Below are 24,436 nucleotides of genomic sequence, written 5' to 3' on the forward strand. Positions count from 1 at the left end.
AATTTATTCCCCATTCAACTATAATTTTCATATTAAACGCTTAATTTAGATCTATCAGTGAGATAAATTTCGAAGGACAAACATTGCGGTGCGTAATCTAAAACAGCTGTATCAAATCACCTCAGATAATTCCCTTTCAAATTCTGAAAAAATGGTTTCGTTATTGAAACTAGGTGCTGAAGTATTCCACTTGGATTTGGGAATTATTAGTGAAATTGTTGACGAGATTTACACTGTTAGGTATGCCATTTCCCCAGACGATGATCTACTCCCAGGAACAACATTCGATGTTGCTGAAACTTACTGTTTGCATACCCTAGAAACCAATCATGCGCTGTCTTTTTATCATGCAGGGAAGAGCCGAATCGCCCAGCATCCTTGTTACAAAAATTTTGGTTTAGAAAGTTATATAGGTGCTCCGCTGATAGTCGAAGGAAGACGTTATGGCACCATTAACTTTTCTGCTAGCGCTCCTCGTTCAGCTCCCTTTAGTCAAGAAGACCATGATTTTATAGAGCTACTTTCACATTGGGTCGCCAATGAAATTGCTCGTTACGAAAAGATCGATTTGCTTCAGGCTCAGCAAAAAGCTATGACTCGACAACAGAATATCTTGGAGCAAATGGGGCAGGTTGCTGATGTTGGAGCATGGGAACTGGATTTAATTGAAAATAAATTGTTTTGGTCAGCGGTAACTAAAAAAATTCACGAAGTTGACCAAGATTATGAACCTGCTTTAGAAGAAGGCTTGAAGTTTTACAAGGTGGGAGAAAACCAACAACGAATTACTTCATATATTAACAATGCAATAGCAAGTGGTGGACACTTTTCCGGGGAATTCGAGATCATCACTCAAAAAGGCACCGAGAAATGGATAACAGTAAAGGGCAAAGCAGAGCTAGATAACGGTAAATGTGTCAGGCTCGTTGGTGCTTTTCAAGACATTACTGACCAAGTTAATAATCGAATTCAGCTGGAGAGTAGACATAAAGAACTCTCTCTAGCCCTCGAAGCTCGCAGTTTATTCTTAGCCAACATGAGCCATGAAATTCGCACTCCCATTAACGGCGTGCTGGGCATGCTACAAATTTTGGAAAGTTCTCATCTTGATTCTAAGCAAAAAAAATTCTTAGGATTAGCCAAAGACAGTGCTACCTCTTTACTTGGCATTATTAGCGATATTTTAGACTTTACTAAAATTGACTCAGATAAATTAAACCTTGAAGAGGTAACCATAGATGTCAATCAGTTGCTCAATAACTGTGTTGATATATTTATCCCTCGGGCACAAGACAAATCGATTGATTTAGTTAAAAATTTCGAAGCAACTAATAAAGTTGTTGCCATTTCCGACCCCACTCGATTGCGTCAAATCTGCTCCAACCTGCTTTCTAATGCCATCAAGTTTACTCCTCAAGGCAATGTGAAAATTTCCAGCCATCTGACGGTACAAGAAGATAACCGGGCTAAGCTCTCCATTACGGTTGAAGATTCAGGAATTGGAATGGAAAAAGTCCAGTTGCACAATCTTTTTTCACCTTTCAATCAAGCAGATGTTTCAACCACTCGTAAATTTGGCGGTACCGGATTAGGACTCTCCATCACACGCAAGTTATGTCAGTTAATGGGGGGAGATATTAGTGTTGAAAGTACCCCCCTCAAAGGCAGTAAGTTCCAAGCTAACATCAATGTTGCCCTGGTGGATGATGTTGAGCAAATCTCAGGGGCATTAGGAGTAAAACCTTTAGTCAGCGATCTGAGCCACCTGAAAATTTTAATCGTTGAGGATAATGAAATTAATCAGGTAGTTATTGGGGAAATGTTAAAACAGCGACATATTCATTTCGACATCGTTAAGGATGGCACCGAAGCTTTATCAATTATGAAACATGCAATTAAATTTGATCGTCACTACTCCTTAATTTTAATGGATTGTCAGATGCCTAACATGGATGGTTATGAAGCCACCCAACATATTCGGCAAATGTCGGCCCCCGCAGACGAAATTCCAATTATTGCCCTGACTGCAAACGCCATGTCAGATGAGCGAGAAAAATGCATTGCTTCTGGCATGGATGAATATCTTTCTAAACCCATTGAACAAGAAAAATTGTATTCCATGATAGAAAGGTTTAGCTAGCCCCGATTAATCAATCAAGGCTAGCGCAATTGTTAGATGTCTATTTTGTTTTAGCTTTGCTGGCTTTAATATTTTTCGCAATTTCTTGAAATTCATAAGTAGGATAAAATTCAGTAGTAAAAGATCCCCATGCAGATTTTTCTACTGCCAAGTTCAAGGTTCGCAGATCTTTAGGTGAAACTCGCAACGTGATTACCTGCCCTAATCCCATCGCTACATACCAAGATTCGATTTTCATTCCTTCAGGGGGAAATGATTGCCAAAATTCGCTTTTATCTTGGATGGCTTGCAATTCAGTCAAACTTTTGTCTTGCTGATGTTTTAGGATTACGGTCACTAAAACACTTTCGCTATCAATACTAGTATCCTCAGCATTGGCAGTAAAACTAAAGAGTATAAACAGGGTTATTAAAAGATATTTCATATTGCCTCCAAGGCATAATCAATTGCTATTCAAAAACAATCACTGTGGGTATTATTAAGAATAGCAATTTAGCATGGAAGCGTCTGAATAAAAGACAAAGTTAGACTATGAACCTTCTGAGATTACGAGTCCCAACGTTGTTTATCTTGTTCTGAGGCGCTTTCTTGACACTCACCGACAAGTTCAGTTCTGCTGCGCATTTGCGAATAATCCAGCTCAATAAAGCCATGTCGACAATACTCTGTTTCAGCCAGTTTCTGTTCTAACAAATCCATTATAGCTTCACGCTTTTCTTCATCTGATCCGCCTTCACTACGCTGCACAGAATCCACTTGCGAACTGTCTTCCTGTGAGCCAGATCGACCACGACCAGTTTGGCCCTGTCCAGAACGGCCGCCACCGCCGCCACCGCCTTTTTTACCTTCGCGTTTTCCTTCACCGCGTCCGCCACCGGCCTTGTCCTGCTGATAAAATATTGCGACAACGAAGCGTTTCGAACCATCGGAATGAATTTCTGTTGTAAATTCATTTTCTGCTTCCTGATGCCTCTCATGCCTGCCAGCGCAAGCTGACAAACCCATGACTAAAAATACAGTGACAAATAAATAGCGGTAAGACATAAATCGATTTCCAAAGAGGTGAACTAAAACGGCTATGTCTGTGACCTAAAGGATAAACATAGGTTCAACCAAAATGTTGCATTCCGATCCTTTTGCCATTTTAGATTTACTGAACAACTTAATGCGCTACTGCATGCTTACACTGCTTTAGTCTAATAGAATAACCGCTGATTTAAACTACAATTAGCGTTACTGAGGTTAAGGATTTTAATACCTAAAGTTTTATTGCTAACAATAAAAAATGAATATAGTGAAAGTTTTCAGTAATTACACAGTTCTTAACTAGTCGAATATTGAAGTTTACACCTAGGTTTCTAAACCGTTGTTTTTCAAATTGAAACTAAATTTAACCCATATGCTTTTAGGTCATTAATATGTCTACCGCACAGCAATTTAAGACAGCAATTATAATTAGTATTGTAGTAGGCACATTACTGACGCTGATAAACCAAGCAGAAGCCATTTTTGGTGATGCAGAACTCGTTTGGTTCAAGGTCATCCTTACCTACATAGTGCCCTTTTGTGTATCTATATACTCAAGCAGCGCAGCCCGAATGGCAACCAAGTAAATACCAACCCTAAACTTGTAGATGGCCTAAACAGTCTATCTTTAAACTGGAAAGAGCATGGATATATTTAATAAATTTAGTATCAATACACGTTTACTTATTGGCTTCAGTGTAGTCATTTTGCTAATGATAATACTAACGCTGGTTGGCATTTATCGCGTCAATATGATCGGTAGCACACTAACGACTATGACAAAATGCAAACTATGCAAGCCTCCGGTACGGCTTTTAGTGGGCAAGAAAATACCATATTACAAAAAATCGATTCCCTTCAACAGCAAACCGAAAGGGTAATACAAGACGTCATAAGCTCTAAAGTCGCGCAAACAAACGCGGATGCTTTAACCCTGCTTAAAAATGGCGGGAGCCAGCTCTTTGTGCAATGGTTGGAAAGTATTAATGCATTTATTGATTTACAAGAAGCTAAAAACATCGAGGCTACCCACGATATTTTAGAAAATGCGGCCACCTTTAAGACCACTATGCTGCTCCTCACCCTTAGCGCGTTGATACTTGCGATTTTAGTGGCCTACATCATTGCCAATAGTGTGAAAGCATCACTTGGGGCTGAGCCTGCTATCGCAGCAGCGTCTCTTACGAAAATAGCACAAGGTAACTTGGTGCAATCACTCAGCACTAAGTATGAGTTTAGTATGTTAGCCACTATGTCCAAAATGCAAGAACGACTGCGCAAAACCGTATTGGAAATTGTTGGAGCCTCACAAGACTTGAAACAGCAGTCAACCGTGGTAACTCAAGGGTCAAACGATATTCTCCTACTTGCTCAAGAACAAGATCAGTTAACGGTAAGCACCCGAACCCGATTAAGTGACATGAAAGAAAATATCTTGGTGGTATCTGAAACCGCTTCCAAAAACAAAGTCAATGCCAAACGCATGGTGGAAAGAGCCAACAACGGCATAGACTCTATGTCTTTGAGCGTAGACGCCATGAAAAATGTCACTACAACCGTCTCTCAAGCGGTTGATCAAATAAGCAAATTAGAAGCACTCACCAATCAAATCGGCGGCATCACCAATGTCAGCAACGGCATATCTGATCAAACGAACCTGCTTGCCCTGAATGCGGCGATAGAAGCTGCTCGTGCAGGTGAGTCTGGCCGCGGCTTCGCAGTAGTAGCAGATGAAGTTAGACAACTCGCGCTGCGCACAGGCGAAGCTACCAGTGAAATTCAATCAACCATCGAAGAAGTCCAACGAGAAACATCCACTGCAGTAACTGTTATGCAAAATACCTTACCTAAAGTCGAAGATGGCCAGACAAAAACGCACAATGCCATGGGCTTATTAGAGGAAATTGAAGAGAGTGCGAATAGCTCTTATAGCAATGCGACTATAGTGGCCGACACGGCTTCTGACCAGGTAGATGTGATAGCCACCATAAATGGAGTGATGGCACAAATAGATGAAATCAACAAGAAAACAGTCCATTCCTTAGAGCAGAACAACGCAGCCACCATAGCCTTGGATAAACTTGCAGAAAAGCTCAACAAAGAGGTGGGATTCTTTAAAACAGCCTAGGCTGGTGAAATATCACCGCACTTAAAAGACCAGGCTGTAGGGCTTTATTTTTCTAAATACAGCAGGAGCAATTGCGTTTATATTTATCCATTTTACCAATACCTGGATTGAAGGTATTGGTAGGATCTAATGACTTATAAAATTGTTGCAATCCGTCTTCGGCTTTATATAAATGTCCAACATTATGTTCAGCCGGATATTTAGCACCTCTGTTATCAAGAACTGCCAACATATCAGCTTTGAGTAGCTTCGCGTCGACACCTTTTTTAAGCACGTAATCTTGATGGAATACATGGCAAAAGAAATGACCGTAATAGAGTGTTTTATCAATTTTATCCATAATATGCGGCGGTAACTCTTCTACCCAGTGACGGTCGTTCCTGCGCAGTGCAATATCTAATGCCAGTATTTCACCGACTTCCTTTTGATGAAGTAATTCATAACGAATGGCCGCGCCTGCAGCTGCAAAACGGTGCAAGAACGCACTGCTAGACTCACTATCGGTGCACTCAAAATAGCCCCCACGCTCCGCTTTATCGACAAAATAATTTGCTAGAAACTGTTGTGCCTCGGCGATACCATCATCACTCATTTTCAGAATCAGGTGATGTTCATATTTAGCTCTAAACGCCATCATTCTAGCCGGTAAATGTAATGGAAAAAGTTTAGCAACCACTTGCATCACCCGGTCGGTCATGAATTTAGGAATAAAGGATATTTTATTCAAAACCGCATCGATTCGGCCCTTTAAGGCAAACATTTTAGGGAGCCTATCTGTTCCTAAATACTTAACACTTAAAAAGGTATCTTTGCCATAGTCTTTGGCCACATCAAAAATATCTTTGTGCAAATACTCTCCTACCTCAGGTAGATTGCTGAACTCACTTAAGATATGTCGTCGAATCTCAGTCAGGGTATCGGGATTATTGGTACCGATATAAAAGGTTTTTTCTTGCTTGGCCACTGGAAAGGTATCTAGCCTAACAGCGAATACAGCAAGTTTACCTGCACAACCGCTGGCTTCATAAAGACGAGTTGTATCAGCATTGAATCGGCTAGGAGTTTCGGCATCAACGTCGCGAACGCGCTGTTGATAATCAGATGCACTAGCCAGCTTGTCCGTATTCAGGTTGTTGTGATCAAAGTTACCTTGCTCTAGATTATTTAAAATTTCTTCTGGAGAATCTCCAAGATCAATGCCTAAGTGATTCACTAAATGTAACTCACCCTGCTCATTAATTTGTGCAAACAGAGATAACTCAGTATATGCAGGTCCGCGCTTCACCAGCGCACCACCAGAGTTATTCGCCACGCCACCCACCATAGATGCACCTAACATTGAGGAACCGATAACTGAGTGTGGTGCCCTAGAAAGGGGCTTCAAGGTTTTCTCGAGAGAGTGCAAGGTTGTTCCTGGAAAACCAATAACTTGTTCGCCACTGCCTAAAATAAGTAATTTATCCATTGCCAAGGTATTGATAACCACAACTTCACGATCGTAATCATTACCATTGGGTGTAGAACCTTCGGTTAGGCCGGTTTTAGCCGCTTGCATGATAATAATACAGTTGTTTTGCGCACACACCTCAAGCACTTGCCAAAACTGTATTAACGTCTGTGGAAACACTACGGCTAGTGCTTTTCCCTGACCTGAGCGCCAGCCTGAACGATAGTGCTCCGTTTCACGGGCTCCCGTTGTGACATGCTCATCATTCAATATTGATTTAAACTGTGAAATAACAGAGTCATGATTCATTTTGTAATTCTCCAACTACCACCTATCTATAAGTGTGATAAATATATTCTACGGGCCTGACACAGACAGGCTAAATTCGAAACAAACGAGCTAAAATGGCCTCACTCATTGTGCATAGAGAACGCTATCCAGAGGTTAGCGGGCCGCTAATATTCAATATGTAAGTAGCAAACATCAACAGCAACCCTGCCACTAAAACATAGTAAAAAGTTGGCAATAAGGTTTTTCGCAAGGTAGCACCTTCCTGCCCTAATAAACCAACAGTCGCACTAGCAGCAACAACGTTATGAATAGCAATCATATTACCTGCTGCTGCGCCGACAGCTTGCCCTGCAATAATTAAAGATGGCGATAAATGTAAGTTCATTGCCACTTCGTATTGAAATTGGCTGAACATCATATTAGAAATAGTATTTGAGCCTGCAATGAATGCTCCTAATGCACCTATTGTGGGGCTCACTAACGGAAACGCGTCACCTAACATATCAGCAAATAATTGCGCACTCGCCATCGGCATACTCGGAATGTCGCCTATATTTACGCCAGAATTAATAAATAAGCGCACCATAGGGATCGTAAACATAAGCACCATGCCTGCGCCGATAATGGTTTTATTTGATTCCGACAATGCACTACTAAACGCTAAGTGTCTTTGTTTACCTTTGCTTTGTAACAGAATCGCAGTAAGCGCTGCAATAATGAGTAAACCACCGGGAAGATAAAGGGGGCTAAATGCTGCGCTAACTCCTTGCTCACCGAGAATATCCGTTAAACCAATACTCATATTCGCCAGAAAACTTTTTATCTCTGGGGATACACGAGAAATCACCAGTAAACCAGCAACAATTAAGTAAGGAGTCCAAGCTTTTGTTTGCGACATAGGGTTATGCTGAATTTCGTTGCTAGTATCAAGATTGATGCTACCAATCCAGCTTTTAGGCCATGCAGATTTTTCAGCAAAACGCCAAGTGGTTTTAGGCATTAAAAAACCTCTTTTCGCTGCATTCACAACGATAACCAAACTAACAAGGCCTCCTACCAAAGACGGAAATTCTGGGCCAAGAAAAATACCAGTTAACGCATAAGGCACGGTGAAGGCTAAGCCTGCAAATATGGCGAATGGCAAGACTTCAAACCCTTCTTTCCAACTGCGATTAGCACCGAAGAAACGAGTTAGCATAATAACCATAAACACCGGCATGAAGGTGCCAACTAACGCGTGAATAATTGCGACTTCGGAGGTGATATGTTGAATAAATTGCGACCATTACCACCCTTCAGCGGCGAGTAATGAGCTGATATTGGCTGAGTCTAAACCGTTATTGATACCAATGATAATGGGAGTACCTACTGCACCAAATGATACTGCGGTACTTTGAATCATCATACCAATGAGTACCGCTGCCATCGCAGGAAACCCTAATGCAACCAACAATGGAGCTGCGATAGCTGCTGGTGTGCCGAAGCCCGCAGCCCCCTCTAAGAAAGTGCCAAAACACCAAGCGATAATGATAGCTTGTATACGCCTATCAGGAGATATTTGCGCGAAACCTTGGCGAATTGTCTGAATAGCCCCCGTATATTTTAATGTATTAAGTAAAAATATTGCGCCAAACACAATCCACATGACAGAGACAGTGACGATTAAACCTTGAATAATCGATGCAGTGACCCGAGTTGCTGTCATATTCCAGACAAAAAAGGCTAACAAGATAGTTAGGGCTAACACTACCGGCATGGCTTTTTTAGCAGGCCATTGTAAACCAAGCAGTAAAAGCGCCGACAAACCAATGGGTGCTAAGGCTAACAACCCGAGTCCAATATCACTCATTCTTCATCCTCTCAAACGTAAACAATACGCTGTCAAATCACCTTAAAGCGTGCTTCGAACCATTGTTAATTGATAGTTAAAATCTTGTGATGGACTCTACAATAGTAACAGGCTGTTAATATATAAGGTTTAACGATATGATTATTTCCTTTTTTGACATAATAGAACGCTCCTACCATGGTTAAAGCTGACGATATCCTTTTATTTGTATTTGTTGTAGAAGAAGGATCTTTCTCAAAAGTATCGGTTAAACACGAGATTACGATGTCTGTCGTGAGCAAACGTATTGCTCGCTTAGAAAAAGCGCTTAATGTGCAGTTGTTGTACCGTACAACACGCAAATTGAGCCTTACCGAAGCAGGAAAAGCTCTCTATCAAAAAGCCATAGTGGCACAGCAAGCAATTCAAGATGCGCAAGATGTGGTATCTGGATTTGGCAGCATCGTAAGAGGTAAAATTCGCATCACCATGCCTGTCGTCACCGCTAATTTGGTGCTTAATCAAGCTCTCACAGATTTTTGCGAACAATACCCTGGGGTTGATGTTGAATTATTGGTGAGCAACCGTGTAGTTGACATGTTGGATGAGGGTTATGACCTCGCAATTCGAACCGCTGATCTTGAAGACTCATCCTTAATTGGTCGAAGGTTAATAGATTCCTCTTGGATAGTATGTGCAAGTCCTGAGTACTTAAATCGGAATGGCACCCCTGAGCACCCAGACGATTTACTCAGACATCAGTGTGTATTATACAAATACGAAGACAAAAAAATGGAAGCATGGAAGTTTCATGTAAATGACCAAGATTATCCCGTGCAGGTAAACAGTCGTTTTAGAACAAATACATTGGATACGTTAAAACAAAGTGCATTAAGTGGTTTTGGTATTGCTTATCTTCCCAGAGCACTTATTCATGAAGAGCTATTGTCTGGCCATTTAGTCCCCTTGCTAAGTCCCTTTGTAGCCAAAAATTTAGGAATTTACGCGGTGTATCCCAAAACTCGGCAACCCAACAAAATGCTCAACCTTTTGGTTGAGCATTTTCGCCAAGCACTGCAGCGTAAAAAGGAATATTTTTATTAAAATGAGTACTGCGCCGAGAATTGTAAATAGTTTGAACTGACACTTTCTATATCTGGATCAGCAACACGATAATTGCCCACCTCGACCCCAACATTTAAGGAGTCAGTTAATGATTCGATAAGATTCAGCCCCCAATGGGCACGTTTTTTCTCAGCAACATCGGTTTCAGCTGCGCCGTAGAACGCCGTTGAGCGCAAAGTCTCACTCCAATAGTGACGGTAAGCTAAGGTATAAACTAAAGACTGCTCCACTTCAATTTGCTGGTTATCAGGATTGACCACAATATCAGTAGTTAAGGCTGTAGAAGCATAACGGCCGGGTTCGCCCAGGGTAACCTGAAAGCGAAAATCATCTTTACCCACTGAATCAATTTTACCTGAAACATTGAGTGCCGCAGTGGTTTCATTTATGCCGCCTTGATCGACCTTACGCAATAAACCAGCAACCGCGAATGAGCCCCAATCATTTTGATAATTGTAGCGCACGACAAAATCAGGAATAGACTCATCGGCATCGGCTTCATCACCCGTAAGACCAAGGGCACTAGAGGGTGTTCCAACATCATCATCCCCCCAGGTTTCAGGGTTTTCAACGGCGAACTGCCAATTTCCATAGGTATACCGAAGCTGCACGGCACGGATGAATACCTCGCCTACGTGAGGACCACCAAAGTCTAGGGTTTCAGGGATCACATTGAGCGGCATAAAGGTACTCCACGTCTGACCTGCCAACCAATTTTGATAATTTATAAAGCCATGGCGAATCCTAACGTTCGATGAGTTGCTGATAATCTCATTGCCGCCTCCACCATAGAAATCAATTTCAAAGAAACCCGACACATCATCATGGCTAACCTTCATGTTTATTCGAGACTCGCGCACGTTGAACCCGGTATGAGAAGTATCAGTCGCTTCCCCGCCAGGGAAATTACCCACCCAATAATCTTGATACGCAACATCTCCGTTAACATGACGAAGATCTACTTTCGCGTATCCACCAAGACTCACTGTAGTAACGTGTTCACCATCATCTTGATGAAAAATTTCAATTGCGTGGGAAAATGGCGTAACTATGTAAATGCCGAATATTGCGGCAATAGTAGCCTTTTTAAATTTTGAAGACATAAAACCAACCGTTCTTTAACAAAAATATTACACGGCAATGTACAGATTAATGGGCGCACGATATATGCGGCAATTGGCAAAGGATTATTTCCAAAAATGATGTAATAAGGAGGGTTTAGATGCTTGTGTCTTAGCTACGACAGTTTGAAAAAATCAAACTGTCGCTGTGAAATACCAATTAAGTAAACGAAAAGTTCAGCAAGCCTTACCGATTAGGTGGCGCTAAGTCACTAAAGATTAGAAAAGTAAGTTGAGGGTTTATTTTCAGCTCCATACCGGCGGCAGGATCAATACGAACATTTACCAATTTAGGTCCCGTATCCGTATAAGCTTGTTCGATAGCCCCGTTTAATTCGTCTCGCGTATTAACCGTATGTGCTTCAAGCCCGAATCCTTGAGCTACTTTAGCGTAATCAACCCAGTCCAATACTGTACTGACGGTACGCTTTGTCATCAAGCGCTGTCCATGCACCTCTGTACCCCACTGGGCATCATTACCGACAATAATAGTAAGAAGTAAGCCTTCCCGAGCAATAGTATCGAGCTCTGCAATATAAAAACCTAATGAGCCGTCACCAGTTAATAAAGTAGTGCGTTTTGGCGCACGGTTTTGGGCAGTGGCGATGTCTCTTTCTGCCGCAGCAGCGCCTAAAGCCATAGGCAAGCACACCCCCATAGAGCCTAGCGGGTGGTGATCTAAATAACCACGGGGTCGAGCAATTCTGACCAGTGCTTGACTCCAATTTAGAATATCTGCGCCATCACCAACAAAGATGCCATCTTTAGGTCGATTTTTTTCAACTTGCTGAATAAGTTCAAGTGCATGAATCTCTTTATTGTTGCCGCTTTTTCGTTCTTCAACCAGCGCCTTACGTTCAGCCAATGCATCATCTAACCAATGCAAACTGCCCGCAGAAAAACCACGATCATTCAACTCTAAAGCCAGATCTTGAATTGCAGTAGCAGGATCACCAACGGCACCAAAAGTGACTTGATTATTACGATGGATAGTTTCTGCCTCAATATCAATTTGTACTGTTTTCATGTTCTCAGGAAACCGCGGAGCTCGCCCGAAACCAAACCACATATTTAAACGGGTTCCCACCACGATCAGTAAATCTATTTCGGGCAAAACGAGCTGCCCAAACGGCCAAGGCAATACAGATTCGTTATCTTCTGGAATCAATCCACGAGCTTGGCCATAGGTAAATATAGGTACATCGAAGTCTTTATTGAATTTATTCAATGCCGCATAGACTTTGGCTTCTTCGCCTTTTTTCGGCACGGCTCCTGAATCCATCAGGACAACGGGATGATTGGCTGCAACAATCATATCTGCAATTTTTCTAATGTCTGTGGCATTGACAATGGGAGGATTGGGAACATGAGGAAGTTCAACAATCGAAGGATGACAGGGAGCCATCAAGAAATTTTGCGGAATCACTAGCACCACAGGACCAGGTCTTCCTGCTGTAGCAATGCGACATGCAGTATCAAAATATTCAATTAACTTATCTGCTGATGGAACCGTTCTGACCCATTTGCACACCCCTGAAATCATCTGATGATGATCAACAGGTACTTCTCCATCGGCTTCAACCCAGCTATCGGGAAAACGAGTAGCAAGCACGACTAAAGGAGAACCAGCATGCATTGCAGTTGATATAGGAGAAACGGCATTGGGTAAACCCTGTTCAGCAATAATTGCGGCAACGCCAATCTCACCAGTAGCCCTAGCGTAACCGTCAGCCGCCCCGACTGCCCCGCTTTCATGACGGGTACTGACTATCCGAACACCTAAATCTTCAAGGGGTAGTAATAAGTGAGTATGTCCCGCACCCGCGAGAGAAAAGATGGTTTTCACACCAGTGGCGTGCAATCTATCAGCCAGCAATGAGCCGCCTGATGTTTGTTGGACCTGCGACATTTTTAATTCCTTAAAGCTCTGAGCTGACATATTAGAATTATTAGCATAACAATGTATCATTCAATAAAATATAAAACAAAAATTGTTAAATACCGTATAGGTGAATACCCAAATTGATGCAAGACGAACAATTTGAAACGCAAAGTAGGCTAGTCAAAATGCAGGTTGGATGCAGCCTACTTAAATAGACACTAAGCTGGCAGCAGTGTTGTTTGTGAGAAAAGCGGTGGGTGTCTTAAGAGTTTTTTTTAAGAGTTTTCGTTAAGAATTTTGTTTTTTTGGTTTCGAGTTTCAGACCCTTTAATTACTTTGGGTGCTTGTTTAGGGATATTTTCAGCTCGACGTCGAACGACAATCTTTTCGACTTCATCAAGTTTGATAACATAAGCATTGCCACCAATGCCTTTAAACGCTTCGTCTGTGAATACAATGGTGTTGTCATCCAAAAAGGTAACGGCTTCTTTTTGCGTGACGATCCCTAAATCAATGCGAAATACATCGCCGCTAAAAAAATTATCTCCCTCAAAGTTTTCAAATAACCAAATACTGGTTGAGTCCAAAAGCACCAACTGTTTACGATTAGGGCTTAGTGCGGCAGATGTGATCCAGCATAACTTTCCCAAGGTTGTACATGTTTTAAATGATCCTATTAATTCAGCATCAAAGTTAGCAGCATGATCACCTACTTTGTAAACGTTAGTGATGCCATCAAAGGGCTCAGTTCTGTTTTTAGTAAACAAATAGAGGTGCCTGTCCAATTCAACAAAAGCCTCTAAGTCATAATTCCTGTTTTCTGGTGTGACTGGGTTATCATCTAAATCTGGGTAGGTAAACTTAATAATTTCAGCTTCTGTAGTATTGCCTTTAATATCAATGGGGTTTTCGATTTTATAGATCGTTAGCCACCTGCGACTATTATCATTATTACCAAAATCCCCAAGGAAAAAATGCCCAAAACTATTTTGAGTCATGTCTTCCCAATCAACATTTTTAGCATTGGTTACTAATATTTCTTTAGCAATCGAACCGTCTTGATTTATCTGATACAGCTTAGGGTCATCCCCGCTATCATTAATGGCCCACAAACGATTTTTTTTATCAATTTCAATCCCTGAAATTTCATGTAATTTGGGATCAATATTAATTTCTTTTTTGCTATACAAGGTATGAATAGAAGTGCCAATAATCGTTATCGATACGATGATTGCCGAGCCAACTAGTCTCAAAATACTCCGTTTTAACATGAAGTTTTAGCTGCCTAAAATGAAAGTGGCGCAAGTATGAAGGATACGCAGCGGGAAAAAAAGAGATTTACTGTCAATACTCAAAACTCAGAGACAGACAAATATGATCTAATCTAATTTAGCAATATCAGCTGGTGTCGCTGCTTCATATTAAACGTCAGCCTCCTCCTCTTTTTAATATCGATTAGGTTTCAATCTAAATTTATTTACCCATTCTGAAATCACCTGTTAAAAACACAAAAAATTAAACCTATACATATATCAATATATTTAGATAACTGATATGGTCAAAAAAAAGACGTTATTAATAAGAGTCCTGTGAATGATTAATTCCAAAAGTACCCCTAACCCAACCAATGAATCAAAACCAATTGGCAACGCTTTTATGCAATGGCGTGCACGTAATATTGGCATCTTTGTTTTCGTTATCGCGATTTTAAGTTCAACCCTTACAAATATGGACCAGTCATTATTTAGCTACGTATTACCAGACATAATGGGGACCTTTGCTTTTTCACTTAATGACACAGGATCGATAATCTCAATATCTTTTTTGGCGGCGATGATCATTGCCCCAATAGCAGGGGTTTTAGCTGACCGCTGGAGTCACCGCTGGATGCTATTAATCTGTATGGGGTTATCTGCCATATTAGTTGGTTTACAGGGTCTTGCCACCTCGCAACAAGGGTTTATTATCCTACGCGCACTGAGCTTCGGTTTAAGCGCAGCGTTAGTGCCCATTATTGCTTCCATGGTGGCTAATTATAGCTCAGACAAGAATCGAACTTGGTTCATCTCTTTGCTGCAATGTGGTTATCCATTTGGATGGTTCTTCGCGTCTTTAGTCGTTGCGTTATTGTTAGATAATGGCTGGCGTATGATTTTTATGATGGGGTTTATTGTCGCGCCACTGGTACTGTTGTTTACTTTGAGTTTGCCCAATAATCCTAAATTGTCTGACGATGATGCTAGCGCACAAAATACGAGTTCAATTAAGGACATTTTTTCAGGTAGCTTCCGATTTACTGCCCTTGCTTTCTGCGCAGCATTTTTCTGTTATGGACTGGCTTCAGGTGCCAAAATTTTCTATTTACCCACATTTTTTCAAGTCGCTAGAGGTTATAGCGGTGAGATGGCAGCACTAATAATGGGAACGCTACAAGTGGTTGGTATTGTCGGCTATCTATTATCCGCTTATATCAGTCGACGTTATTTATCATTAAGAGCAACAACATTAACCTTTGCAACACTTGGGGCAATCATGTTGGTCATCGCCATATGGCTGCCTCAATCACAGTGGCAAGATCTTATTGTTTTTTCAATTATGGCGATTTTTGTAAACGGTACTGCTTCCATTGCTATTGTATTTTTGATGAACCAATCTCATCCCAAGTTACGTGGTTCAACGATGGGAATTTGTGGTTCAGCCTGTGTAAATGCAGGGTTTCTAGTTTCCCCGTTAGTGACAACCCGTCTTGTAGAATTTATGGGCTGGCATTGGATGTATACCATTTTCGTAGGTTCAGGATTGATAGCTTCCGGTTTGTTTTTCTTTCTAGCTGGTAAGCATAAAGTTAATCACGAAATGACTAATCCAATAGAAACCTTAACGGCTGAACCCGCTAACTAAAAAAGAACTGCAGTTAGTAAATACAGTACAGGTAAAACTATGCGACATCATATCGACCATTTAAGCTCTGATGCACTGCCTTGGGATAAACTGTCCTCAGGCGTCTATTGTAAAATGCTCAACTTTAATGAAGATAGCGGCGATAGAACGGCTCTTTTCCGCTTTGTACCTGAAGAAGGCGCGAATCCACCTAGCATTCCTCATTACCATACAGTTTACGAAGAACTGTTTATACTTGAGGGAAAAATGACCTTTGATCACAAGACTTGGCTTAGTGACCAATCCTATGTTTATCACCCTCCCTATCTTGTGCACGGTTTTAAAAGTGCAGTTCCAACAGAAACAATTTTTATTGGACGCTCACCGCGCAACCTGGACTTCAATTATCCAAAAGCAATAGCAAAAGACGAGCCTTTTTATATTGATAACAAAACCAGTACAAGAGACTTTGCTTACACCAAGGTGCCAATTGAAAATAACTGGCCAGTATTAATAGGGCCTAACCAGAAAACGATTGGCCGCAGATTTGTGCTGAGTGAAGATAAACTAAGTAAAGAGGGATCCTGTTTAATTCGGTTTTATAAAGGTTTAACAGTTCCCGTTCGAGAGTCAGGCTATGAAACCTATAACGAAGGCTTCATACTAGAAGGACAAGTAGAGGCGGAAGACGGCACTATTTGGCGCAAAGGTGATTACTGGTTTAGACATCCAGGAAAGCCGGTACAGGCTTTAAAAGTAACCGAAGACACATTAGTTTACTCCTCAACCGGTGGATAATTAACTAGGTATATTTACCTTTCATTATCGCCTGGTGGTGGCGTTATGTTTCACTACTCCACTGATTGAACGGTATAATCTATTCCAAGCTCTGTTTTTGATCTACTTGAATTACTTCTCGTCTCCCCCATTGTGTATATTATAAATAAGCCTCGCACTTTAGTTTGTCGATATTGGATTGGTATTGAAGAATAGCGTGGTAACAGGAGGAGTAAAATTTGACGGTTTTAATTATTTTAGGCGTATTGTTTGCTTCTTTGTTGATCGTAATTCCATTACTCGAGCGTTCGAATTTTAGATTATCTGCAGAGCAAATGTCGAAAATGAGTCGCTGGATACTGCCACTTTTAGTCATAATGGTAGTGATTCAACTAATCATGTACTACACATAACATCCTTCCCCAATAGCGTGTTTGCGCATGGACAGAGGCAACCCTTGAAATGAAAAATTACCTCTGTTTTATGCCGTTTTGTTATTTTTCTAACATGCTTGCAGTTTTCGGGGTACTTAAGAGTTCTTCAAATACTTGCCAACGCTTATCAGGATGATCAGCAGTACCACCATTTGATTCTACGTATTCAGCCACTAAGTCTTTGCCAAGATTATAGTTAATAACGTAACTACGATATTTATCCACAAACCGGGTGCGTTGTAACGCTTTTTCTGGACTATACAATTGGTATTTAACCATGATTTCGGCGGCGTCTTCTCTGCTAATATCGCCGTTCAAATATTGCCTTGCCGCTTCGTTACCTGCGTAACTAAGCTCACTAACCAAGTCAAGAACTTGGTAATACAAATCTGCTTTGCTTGCATCTAACCCCGCTAATGGAAACAGTACTTGTTTTTCATATTGCAGCCTAGACTCCCCCGGAAACGCCACGTCAATGCCATAATTGGCACTACCTTCAGCAATAAGTGATTGAGGTGAAAATAAGTGATAAATTGAATACTCCACCCACTTATTTTTGTTCACTAATTTTTGTTCCAATAACGCATTGAAAACATGATGCCCCGGATACCCTTCGTGGGCAGCAAGATCAATTGCCCGTGTAATATAAATGGGAAAATCGGTGTTTATTTGAATTAAACTTTGCCCATTGCCTTGATAATAATTGTAACCGCTCCACGCTTTGTCGGTCACATATTCCAATACAAAGTTCTCGTGTTCAGGCAAGGATATTTTCGATAACGTTCTTTTTCTCGCTTCTGCAATGGCAGTTCTAAAAACCATATCAATTTTATCTTTTGGAATAACAAATTGACTGGTGAACTCGGTATAACGCTCTGATAAGTTCCCTTCACCTGGCACTAAGGTATCGAGTTGCGCTAATAAACTATCGAAGTGAGACAGTGGAAACTTAGGAGGGACAGTGTCGTACAACAACTTGGCTTCTTCCTCAAAAACATACTCTTGTCCATCTAACATAGTAATTTTAGTTTCAATCGCAATGAGCAGTTTTTTAAGCATAGTTAATCGAACTTGTTGCTCTTTTGACAGTGCGTCTGTAGGCAAAGCTAAAAGTTGTTTAGTTAATAACTGTGCTTTGGCTTTAAGGCTTGCTGCAGGGAAATCAGAACCTTTCTCTAATTCAGCAGGTTTAAGATCTTCTGGTCCGTAATAAGCATCAACAACATCACTATCGAATTGTCCAACTTCCAATACGAGCTTTACATAGTCAGTGGCTATACTGTTTATAGCTGGCTGCATAACTTCATCTTCCATCTGAGTGCTCATCATTTGATTATCTTTAGTGGCAACCTTACAGGCAGCCAAACTCACAAGTAAAACGGCTAAAATCGCTGATCTTTTCAAATTAACTTCCTAAATCTGATTTGCGCGAACAATGCTTTCGCCGCGCTTCTTTGAAATTCCTACTGATTGTATAACACTGGTGCTGTTGTTCAAATCCATTGATAACAATCAGCGCCTGAAAGCTTAAATCAGTCAAAACCATAGTAATCAACACACAAATAACACTGCAAATAAGAATTGATATCATTCGTGTTTGTGCTAATATCTCGGTCCTTCGTCGATTAATATAAAAAATTTAGGACTTTTCATGCGTTTAAACCAGATTTTCGTTGGGGTTAGTTTAGGGCTAATTTCTCTGTCAAGTGCCGCACAAGCGCCGGATTCGAGCGATGGCGAAAAAGACCTTGAGGTCATTAGCGTAAATGGTTCATATTTTAATGATTATCAAGTGCAGGATGCATCTGGTGCGATGCGTAGTAATATTCCTCTCCTAGAAACTGCCCAGTCAGTCACCGTCATTCCTGATACGATCATTAATGAACAGTTGGCGACTACGTTGGGTGAAGTGCTGAACAATGACGCTAGTTTATCTCCAGGCTCTAAGCAACGTAACCGCGAAGTATTCAGCTCTCGAGGCTTTGAACTAAGTTCTTCTACTGGCTACCTACGTGACGGCCACCAGCATTGGTCGCACTATCAGCAGCCTATCGAAACCTTATCTCGCGTAGAGGTAATTAAAGGACCTTCGAGCATTTTATATGGTCAATCTGCACCTGGCGGCTTGATCAATATGGTGACTAAACAACCAACCAAATCACGTCTTCTAGAAGTATCTGCAGATACTGACCAACTTGGGTCTACTCGCTTCATGTTAGATGCAGGTGGCGAAATCATGGCAGACACAAACTACCGTGCCGTTTTAGTCAAACAAGACGTTAATTTTGACCGTGATTACCAAAACGGTGAAACTCGTGAACGTGACCGCTTCTTAGGTTCACTGGTACTTGAACATAAAATTAGCGACGACTTTATAATCAATGCTTATTACGATCGCACAAACGACAAAGCCGGTTTAGACACAGGTGCATGGCTAAATGATAACGGTGAAATCGTCAGTGAAAAACACACGATCAATGACTTTTCTTGGGCCTTTACCGATATAACTGTAGAGAATATTGGCGCTAAATTAACCTACTTCATTAACCCTGAGTGGCAAGTAAAACTAGGTTATAACGAACAAACTTTCGAACGTGAACGCTTTGAGTCTTCACCTAGCCTACCCTCGGGTTATCAAGCAGGGGATAGTTATAACTCTAACCCTTATGACCGTTTTGATGATTGGCAATTTAAAACCGCCTTTATCGATTTCAATGGTGATGTGAATATTGGTGGCGTTGAGCATAACCTTTTATTTGGCGCCAATGGTCTGGATTATTACTATGGGCAATTAATTGAGCGCGGCGATACAATTACCTTCACGCCTGGTGAAGTTGAGCCTTCACTACCTGATCTTGATTATCACAGAGATGAAACCTTAAGTACCACTGAGTACGATTATTATGGTGTATATTTCCAAGATCTAATGACCTTTAATGATCATTGGCAAGTAGCCATTGGCGGTCGTTACGACAAACAAAATCGTGAAGGAGCTGATAACGAGTCATTATTGCCAAAAGTTGGTGTGCTTTATCACCCAGCTGAAAACAGCACTATTTACGTAAACTACTCAGAAGGTTTCGAGCCGCAATCAAGTGAAACCATTGAAGATGAGTTAGACAGAAACTTTGGTATGGAAATCGATGCAACCACCTCTAAGCAAATTGAGGTTGGCGCTAAATGGGAAGTATCAGATCGTCTGTTGTTGAATACCGCCATTTTCAATATTGAAAAATCAGGTACGTTAATTTCTGAGCAACTAAATGATGATCCAGATTATGAAACAGTGACGACTCAATCTGGTTTACAAACCCACAAAGGGTTTGAAATATCTGCTCAAGGTGCTGTTACCGACAAGTGGTTCGTGATGACATCTGCTATGTATTTACATGCAGAATATGAAGTAGATGAAACTTATCAGGGTAATACTCCTGCAGATGCCCCTAAATGGTCGGCTTCAATCTGGTCTCGTTATGAAGTGAATGAAAAACTATCCCTGAATGCCGGTGTTTTCTATCAAGGTGAGCGTTTTGCTGACAATGCCAACACGGTTACCAAAGACGGTTATGCACGTGTTGATGTGGGTGCAACCTACCGCACAAACTTAATGGGCAAAAATGTTGATTTTCGTTTGAACATTGAGAACCTGTTAGATGAGGACTACTTAGCAGGTGGTGGTACCAATAATGTCACTATAGGTGATGGCACTACAGCAAGGCTTGCTGTTAAAGCATCTTTCTAAACAACTAGTTTGCCTTTGGTTAAGCTTTTTAAACAAAGGCACTGTATTACCGCCCTTATTAAATAACATGATAAGGGCGGTTTTTATTTACGCCATTCACCACCTTTTTCTTCCTTATTTTGCTTATCAAAATATTCATTTTAAAAGTACATTGAGCCATGCTCTATTAACTTGTACTCTAAAACGAAATTACACAGGCTAGTAGTAACTCATTAGTTTAGGTGTATTTTATTTATCTGTTCAACGCTCAATTTTCAACAATCACAGCATAAGCCTTAGGATTAAAATGAAAAACTATAATAAATTGTCTATTCTTCGATCATGCTTCTTGCTCATCGCTCTTTTCATCTCAATTTCTTTTCACACTAGTGCACAACAAACCTATCAAATTAATAGCAAACTAGAAGAGTCAATAAAATGGTATATAGGTGCAACGGGGCAAGTAGACGATGCCAAGGCGAAAGCACTACTTGAAATTGCAGCATCTACTCAAGATCCTTTGGCCGTTATGTGGATAGCAAGGGTATATTCAACCGGCAGAATGGGATATCCAGCAGATAAAGACAAGGCAAAGGAAATTGCTAGAAGTGTGATTTCTAAAGTAGAAGAATTAGCTGAGCAACAGGTTCCAGAGGCTATATTTTTGATGGGAACCGCTTATGCCGAAGGGCTAGGAAAAAATGAGAACTCACAAGAAGCCGTTGAATGGTATCGACGAGCAGCCAAACTGGGTAACACATTGGCACAACATAATTTAGGAAACGCTTATGCTTTCGCAGCGGGAATTGAACAAAACCATGAGTTAGCGGTAAAGTGGTGGCTCAAGGCAGCAGAGCAAGGCGATGCCATTCCCCAGTACCAATTAGGGCTCAGCTATGAGGCCGGAAAAGGCGTGGCTCAAGATCGCGCTACAGCAAAACGCTGGTATCAAGAATCGGCAGAAAGAGGCTATGCCAAGGCTAAAATCGCTCTAACCAGATTAAATCGACTAGAGCGATTAAATAGGTAATTTAGTCCCTCTGATCCAGAGCTAACTTGATGGTTGAATAGGTTTCGACCTCGTCTGCCAAGCTGCTTGTAGGGAAAAGTACTCATTCACCCCAAGTTATTTGCCAATAACTGTGCATGCTGAGCTTCCCATACAACCGCTCTGAAAACTTACAAGGACATACGCTCAAACATCACGTCCTGGGTACGGCCATTACTGAGGCTTATTCCAGTTACCTTGCCACTTGCATCTCGAATGAAACTCAAATCACTGTATATAGTGGTCGTTTCGCTGAACACATCTGGTTCCGACGGAACTAAGGTCAATTCAGGGAGATTGTACAGTTTTAGCGTGAGGCTATCCTCTTCATTCATGCCGATGGTGTAAAGTACCTCTAACTCATTCGAAAAGTACTTACCTGTATAGTCAGCCAATTGCTTTTTTGTAGGTTCAAATATGTCGAGTTTTGTGAACTCGTAACGATCCGAACTGAGACCGGGTTTAATGGAGATGCCACTTATTTTTTCATTTTTCATCGAATAGCGCACATTGAATTGTCCATCGCTCACCGCAAACTCCGTTTCAGAGAGCGCTATCATGGGCATGGCGTTACTATCGTCAAAGACCATTTTAAGCTGTAAGTCTGAAGCCATTATCTCCACAGTCATTCCGAGCAATTCTGATTTGAACTTCCCTGCTAACTGCGCTAAATATTCTGGGGATAAACTAAGACTGCTTATATCTTCTTGATTATCAATTTCTTTCGATGACTCGGTAAAATCCTTGCCAAAAAACAAGTCAACGACTTGATTCCACATAGCCATGTTAAAAGCTGTATTATTGGTGTTTAAAAACACCCCTTTTTCAAGTTTGGGAAAGAATGCATAGTTAGTATAATGCGCCATATCAGCACCACCGTGTTCGTAGCGTAATAATCCCTTATAATCTTCGACGCCCAAACCTAATGCATAAGTTTGCGGTTCACCGTTATTAAGTACGCCAGGCGTCGTTAATTTAGTGATCAGCTCCTTTCCACCCAACTCGCCAGTGATGTAATTCTGGGACCACTTTGCCATATCAGCAACAGTAGTATAAATACCACCGGCTCCCGGTGCGGAATACAAATCTCCAGCTTCTCGAAAGCCATTTTTATCATTATCGTATCCTTGAACCGCATTGGGGATAATATGGCCAGGATCCCGTCTTACATAAGTGTTTTTCATATGGAGTGGCTCAAAAATATTTGCCTGCATCCAGTCTGAAAATGGCTGTCCACTAACGCGTTCAACAAGCAGTGCCATTAAAATAAAGCCTGTGTTGTTATAATTCATTTTCTCGCCAGGCGCGGATTGTAACTTTGCTTGCTTTTTCACTATTTCGATAGCTTGATGCTTGTCTATGAATTCTTCGCCCGTCCACCCCCGCATCCCTAAAAAATCAAATATTTCACGTAAACCCGAGGTATGTGTAAGAAGGTTTCTGATGGTAATGTCTGCGCTAAAATCTGGCAGTTCCGGAAAATACTGCCGAAGATTATCGTCTAAGCTTAACTTTCCTTGCTGTTCAAGTAGTAGCATCGCCATCCCAGTAAACTGCTTTGAAACAGAACCAATATTGGTTGGCATGTCGGGGGTAAATGCAACACCATGGGCAATATTTGCCATACCTGCGGAATGAACGTGGGTAGTCTGCCCCTTTTCAAACACACCAATGATCCCACCAGGAGTCGCTTCCTTATCGTATGGGCTGAGTAATTGTTCGAGGCGTTTATCAGGGTCCTCAGGGATGGCCTCATTACGAACTAATTGTATTGAGTAACGGCCAGCGGCACTTTCACCAAACGAGCTGACAACGACTTTATAATCGCCAGCCTTTTTAGTATCTAATGTAAAAGGCTCACTACCAATTTCAGTGCTATTGTAGGCCTTAATTTCTGTCCCTTTAGGGTCAAATAACTGAATTTTCACATCGATTGTGTCTTGCTCAACTTCTCCAAAAATAAAGTGATTTTCTGCCGCCTTGATAAAGTAATTATGCGACTCCCCTTCTTTTAATTCTTTTTTCACGCTTTGGAGTCGTTGTAGAACATGCGTATCTTTAGCACTAAGATTGAATGGCGCAGACAAAGTGACTAAAACGGCTAAAGCGATAAAGTGATTCATTATGTATTCCCTTACTGAATAAAATTTATATGAGCGTTTGAGTTAACCGATACTAAAAGTAAATTAAGGTATAGCACAAGGTAGCAATCATACAAGGTGCATAGCCATTGGGTTAAAGCACACTTTTTAATTTTGTGGTTGCTCACGAATTTTTACAACTCAATCTACTTGGACGAACTCCTTAAAAACAGCGGCCTCACGCTGCGCGATTATCAACTAAAGCTAATCGAAGCTCCCCCCCTTAACATGGGTGTCTTGGTATCTCCTAAACATGGGTGTCTTAGTAACTCCTGCGGCCTCGCGCTGCGCGATTATCAACTAAAGCTAATCGAAGCTCCTCCGTAAGCGTTCGCCAATCCCACCTAGCGTTTAGCAAATTCCCATGGTAGCAATTGCTCGATATCGTAATGTGGCTGGCTGACCTGTTCTAGTAAGTACATCAGGTAATCGAATGGCGTGATGCCG

Annotated in this window: 17 protein-coding genes and 1 pseudogene; 9 read left to right on the forward strand and 9 right to left on the reverse strand. The window is 41.3% G+C overall.

All coding sequences use genetic code 11. The features are described 5' to 3' along the window. The first annotated feature begins 88 nt into the window (after positions 1-88). A complete protein-coding gene (locus tag ACYVIL_RS18595) occupies positions 89-2,140 on the forward strand; it encodes an ATP-binding protein (RefSeq protein WP_460314078.1) in 2,052 nt (683 codons plus the stop codon). A 40-nt stretch (positions 2,141-2,180) separates the two neighbouring features. On the opposite strand, the gene ACYVIL_RS18600 is transcribed toward ACYVIL_RS18595, so the two are convergent. After that, positions 2,181-2,564 (reverse strand): hypothetical protein, encoded by a 384-nt coding sequence (locus ACYVIL_RS18600; protein WP_460314080.1) that lies wholly within the window; start codon positions 2,562-2,564, stop codon positions 2,181-2,183. Positions 2,565-2,686: 122 nt separating this feature from the next. Further along, complete coding sequence (locus ACYVIL_RS18605) at positions 2,687-3,184, reverse strand: hypothetical protein (RefSeq protein ID WP_460314082.1); 498 nt, start codon at positions 3,182-3,184, stop codon at positions 2,687-2,689. Between the two features lie 374 nt (positions 3,185-3,558). On the opposite strand from ACYVIL_RS18605, the gene nrtS reads away from it, so the two are divergent. Then, the gene (nrtS, locus tag ACYVIL_RS18610; protein ID WP_368411646.1) at positions 3,559-3,753 is read left to right on the forward strand and encodes a nitrate/nitrite transporter NrtS; all 195 of its coding nucleotides are present in this window, start codon (positions 3,559-3,561) and stop codon (positions 3,751-3,753) included. A gap of 197 nt (positions 3,754-3,950) precedes the next feature. Then, complete coding sequence (locus ACYVIL_RS18615; RefSeq protein WP_460314084.1) at positions 3,951-5,294, forward strand: methyl-accepting chemotaxis protein; 1,344 nt, start codon at positions 3,951-3,953, stop codon at positions 5,292-5,294. A gap of 52 nt (positions 5,295-5,346) precedes the next feature. On the opposite strand, the gene dld is transcribed toward ACYVIL_RS18615, so the two are convergent. Together dld and ACYVIL_RS18625 are read right to left on the reverse strand one after the other, a co-directional pair. Next, complete coding sequence (gene dld / locus ACYVIL_RS18620) at positions 5,347-7,050, reverse strand: D-lactate dehydrogenase (protein ID WP_303475016.1); 1,704 nt, start codon at positions 7,048-7,050, stop codon at positions 5,347-5,349. Between the two features lie 124 nt (positions 7,051-7,174). Beyond that, positions 7,175-8,881: pseudogene (locus ACYVIL_RS18625) on the reverse strand (L-lactate permease). 177 nt (positions 8,882-9,058) lie between these two features. Between ACYVIL_RS18625 and ACYVIL_RS18630 the strand changes: the two are divergent. Next, the gene (locus tag ACYVIL_RS18630; RefSeq protein WP_460314086.1) at positions 9,059-9,964 is read left to right on the forward strand and encodes a LysR family transcriptional regulator; all 906 of its coding nucleotides are present in this window, start codon (positions 9,059-9,061) and stop codon (positions 9,962-9,964) included. Here the strand turns inward: ACYVIL_RS18630 and ACYVIL_RS18635 are convergent. From ACYVIL_RS18635 to ACYVIL_RS18645, 3 genes are all read right to left on the reverse strand, one after another. Beyond that, on the reverse strand, positions 9,961-11,088 hold the full coding sequence (locus ACYVIL_RS18635) for a DcaP family trimeric outer membrane transporter (RefSeq protein ID WP_303475022.1): 1,128 nt from the start codon (positions 11,086-11,088) through the stop codon (positions 9,961-9,963). The two genes, ACYVIL_RS18630 and ACYVIL_RS18635, sit on opposite strands and share 4 nt — an antisense overlap. A gap of 205 nt (positions 11,089-11,293) precedes the next feature. Then, a complete protein-coding gene (locus tag ACYVIL_RS18640; protein ID WP_460314089.1) occupies positions 11,294-13,015 on the reverse strand; it encodes a thiamine pyrophosphate-binding protein in 1,722 nt (573 codons plus the stop codon). 248 nt (positions 13,016-13,263) lie between these two features. Then, positions 13,264-14,259 (reverse strand): hypothetical protein, encoded by a 996-nt coding sequence (locus ACYVIL_RS18645; protein WP_460314091.1) that lies wholly within the window; start codon positions 14,257-14,259, stop codon positions 13,264-13,266. Between the two features lie 322 nt (positions 14,260-14,581). Between ACYVIL_RS18645 and ACYVIL_RS18650 the strand changes: the two genes are divergently transcribed. From ACYVIL_RS18650 to ACYVIL_RS18660, 3 genes are all read left to right on the forward strand, one after another. After that, positions 14,582-15,889: an MFS transporter gene (locus ACYVIL_RS18650; protein WP_460314093.1), complete on the forward strand. Its 1,308-nt coding sequence runs from the start codon at positions 14,582-14,584 to the stop codon at positions 15,887-15,889. 39 nt (positions 15,890-15,928) lie between these two features. Then, positions 15,929-16,666, forward strand: a complete 738-nt coding sequence (locus ACYVIL_RS18655; protein ID WP_460314095.1) for a cupin domain-containing protein — start codon at positions 15,929-15,931, stop codon at positions 16,664-16,666. A 218-nt stretch (positions 16,667-16,884) separates the two neighbouring features. Next, the gene (locus ACYVIL_RS18660) at positions 16,885-17,058 is read left to right on the forward strand and encodes a hypothetical protein (protein ID WP_303475033.1); all 174 of its coding nucleotides are present in this window, start codon (positions 16,885-16,887) and stop codon (positions 17,056-17,058) included. Between the two features lie 81 nt (positions 17,059-17,139). Here the strand turns inward: ACYVIL_RS18660 and ACYVIL_RS18665 are convergent, their stop codons facing one another. Continuing rightward, complete coding sequence (locus ACYVIL_RS18665; protein WP_460314097.1) at positions 17,140-18,483, reverse strand: hypothetical protein; 1,344 nt, start codon at positions 18,481-18,483, stop codon at positions 17,140-17,142. A 247-nt stretch (positions 18,484-18,730) separates the two neighbouring features. Here ACYVIL_RS18665 and ACYVIL_RS18670 point away from each other — a divergent pair, with 247 nt between their 5' ends. Continuing rightward, the gene (locus tag ACYVIL_RS18670) at positions 18,731-20,821 is read left to right on the forward strand and encodes a TonB-dependent receptor (RefSeq protein WP_460314099.1); all 2,091 of its coding nucleotides are present in this window, start codon (positions 18,731-18,733) and stop codon (positions 20,819-20,821) included. Between the two features lie 286 nt (positions 20,822-21,107). Further along, complete coding sequence (locus ACYVIL_RS18675; RefSeq protein ID WP_460314101.1) at positions 21,108-21,830, forward strand: tetratricopeptide repeat protein; 723 nt, start codon at positions 21,108-21,110, stop codon at positions 21,828-21,830. A gap of 149 nt (positions 21,831-21,979) precedes the next feature. Here ACYVIL_RS18675 and ACYVIL_RS18680 read toward each other — a convergent pair whose 3' ends face one another. Continuing rightward, a complete protein-coding gene (locus tag ACYVIL_RS18680) occupies positions 21,980-23,971 on the reverse strand; it encodes a serine hydrolase domain-containing protein (RefSeq protein WP_460314103.1) in 1,992 nt (663 codons plus the stop codon). Positions 23,972-24,436 lie beyond the last annotated feature (465 nt).

Source organism: Aliiglaciecola aliphaticivorans (assembly GCF_054782055.1).

What these genes read in the sequence shown, in the direction of transcription:
- ACYVIL_RS18600 (WP_460314080.1), bottom strand. Translation starts at nt 2,564, where the DNA reads ATGAAATATCTTTTAATAACCCTGTTTATACTCTTTAGTTTTACTGCC.
- ACYVIL_RS18605 (WP_460314082.1), bottom strand. Translation starts at nt 3,184, where the DNA reads ATGTCTTACCGCTATTTATTTGTCACTGTATTTTTAGTCATGGGTTTG.
- nrtS (WP_368411646.1), top strand. Translation starts at nt 3,559, where the DNA reads ATGTCTACCGCACAGCAATTTAAGACAGCAATTATAATTAGTATTGTA.
- ACYVIL_RS18615 (WP_460314084.1), top strand. Translation starts at nt 3,951, where the DNA reads ATGCAAACTATGCAAGCCTCCGGTACGGCTTTTAGTGGGCAAGAAAAT.
- dld (WP_303475016.1), bottom strand. Translation starts at nt 7,050, where the DNA reads ATGAATCATGACTCTGTTATTTCACAGTTTAAATCAATATTGAATGAT.
- ACYVIL_RS18630 (WP_460314086.1), top strand. Translation starts at nt 9,059, where the DNA reads ATGGTTAAAGCTGACGATATCCTTTTATTTGTATTTGTTGTAGAAGAA.
- ACYVIL_RS18635 (WP_303475022.1), bottom strand. Translation starts at nt 11,088, where the DNA reads ATGTCTTCAAAATTTAAAAAGGCTACTATTGCCGCAATATTCGGCATT.
- ACYVIL_RS18640 (WP_460314089.1), bottom strand. Translation starts at nt 13,015, where the DNA reads ATGTCGCAGGTCCAACAAACATCAGGCGGCTCATTGCTGGCTGATAGA.
- ACYVIL_RS18645 (WP_460314091.1), bottom strand. Translation starts at nt 14,259, where the DNA reads ATGTTAAAACGGAGTATTTTGAGACTAGTTGGCTCGGCAATCATCGTA.
- ACYVIL_RS18650 (WP_460314093.1), top strand. Translation starts at nt 14,582, where the DNA reads ATGATTAATTCCAAAAGTACCCCTAACCCAACCAATGAATCAAAACCA.
- ACYVIL_RS18655 (WP_460314095.1), top strand. Translation starts at nt 15,929, where the DNA reads ATGCGACATCATATCGACCATTTAAGCTCTGATGCACTGCCTTGGGAT.
- ACYVIL_RS18670 (WP_460314099.1), top strand. Translation starts at nt 18,731, where the DNA reads ATGCGTTTAAACCAGATTTTCGTTGGGGTTAGTTTAGGGCTAATTTCT.
- ACYVIL_RS18675 (WP_460314101.1), top strand. Translation starts at nt 21,108, where the DNA reads ATGAAAAACTATAATAAATTGTCTATTCTTCGATCATGCTTCTTGCTC.
- ACYVIL_RS18680 (WP_460314103.1), bottom strand. Translation starts at nt 23,971, where the DNA reads ATGAATCACTTTATCGCTTTAGCCGTTTTAGTCACTTTGTCTGCGCCA.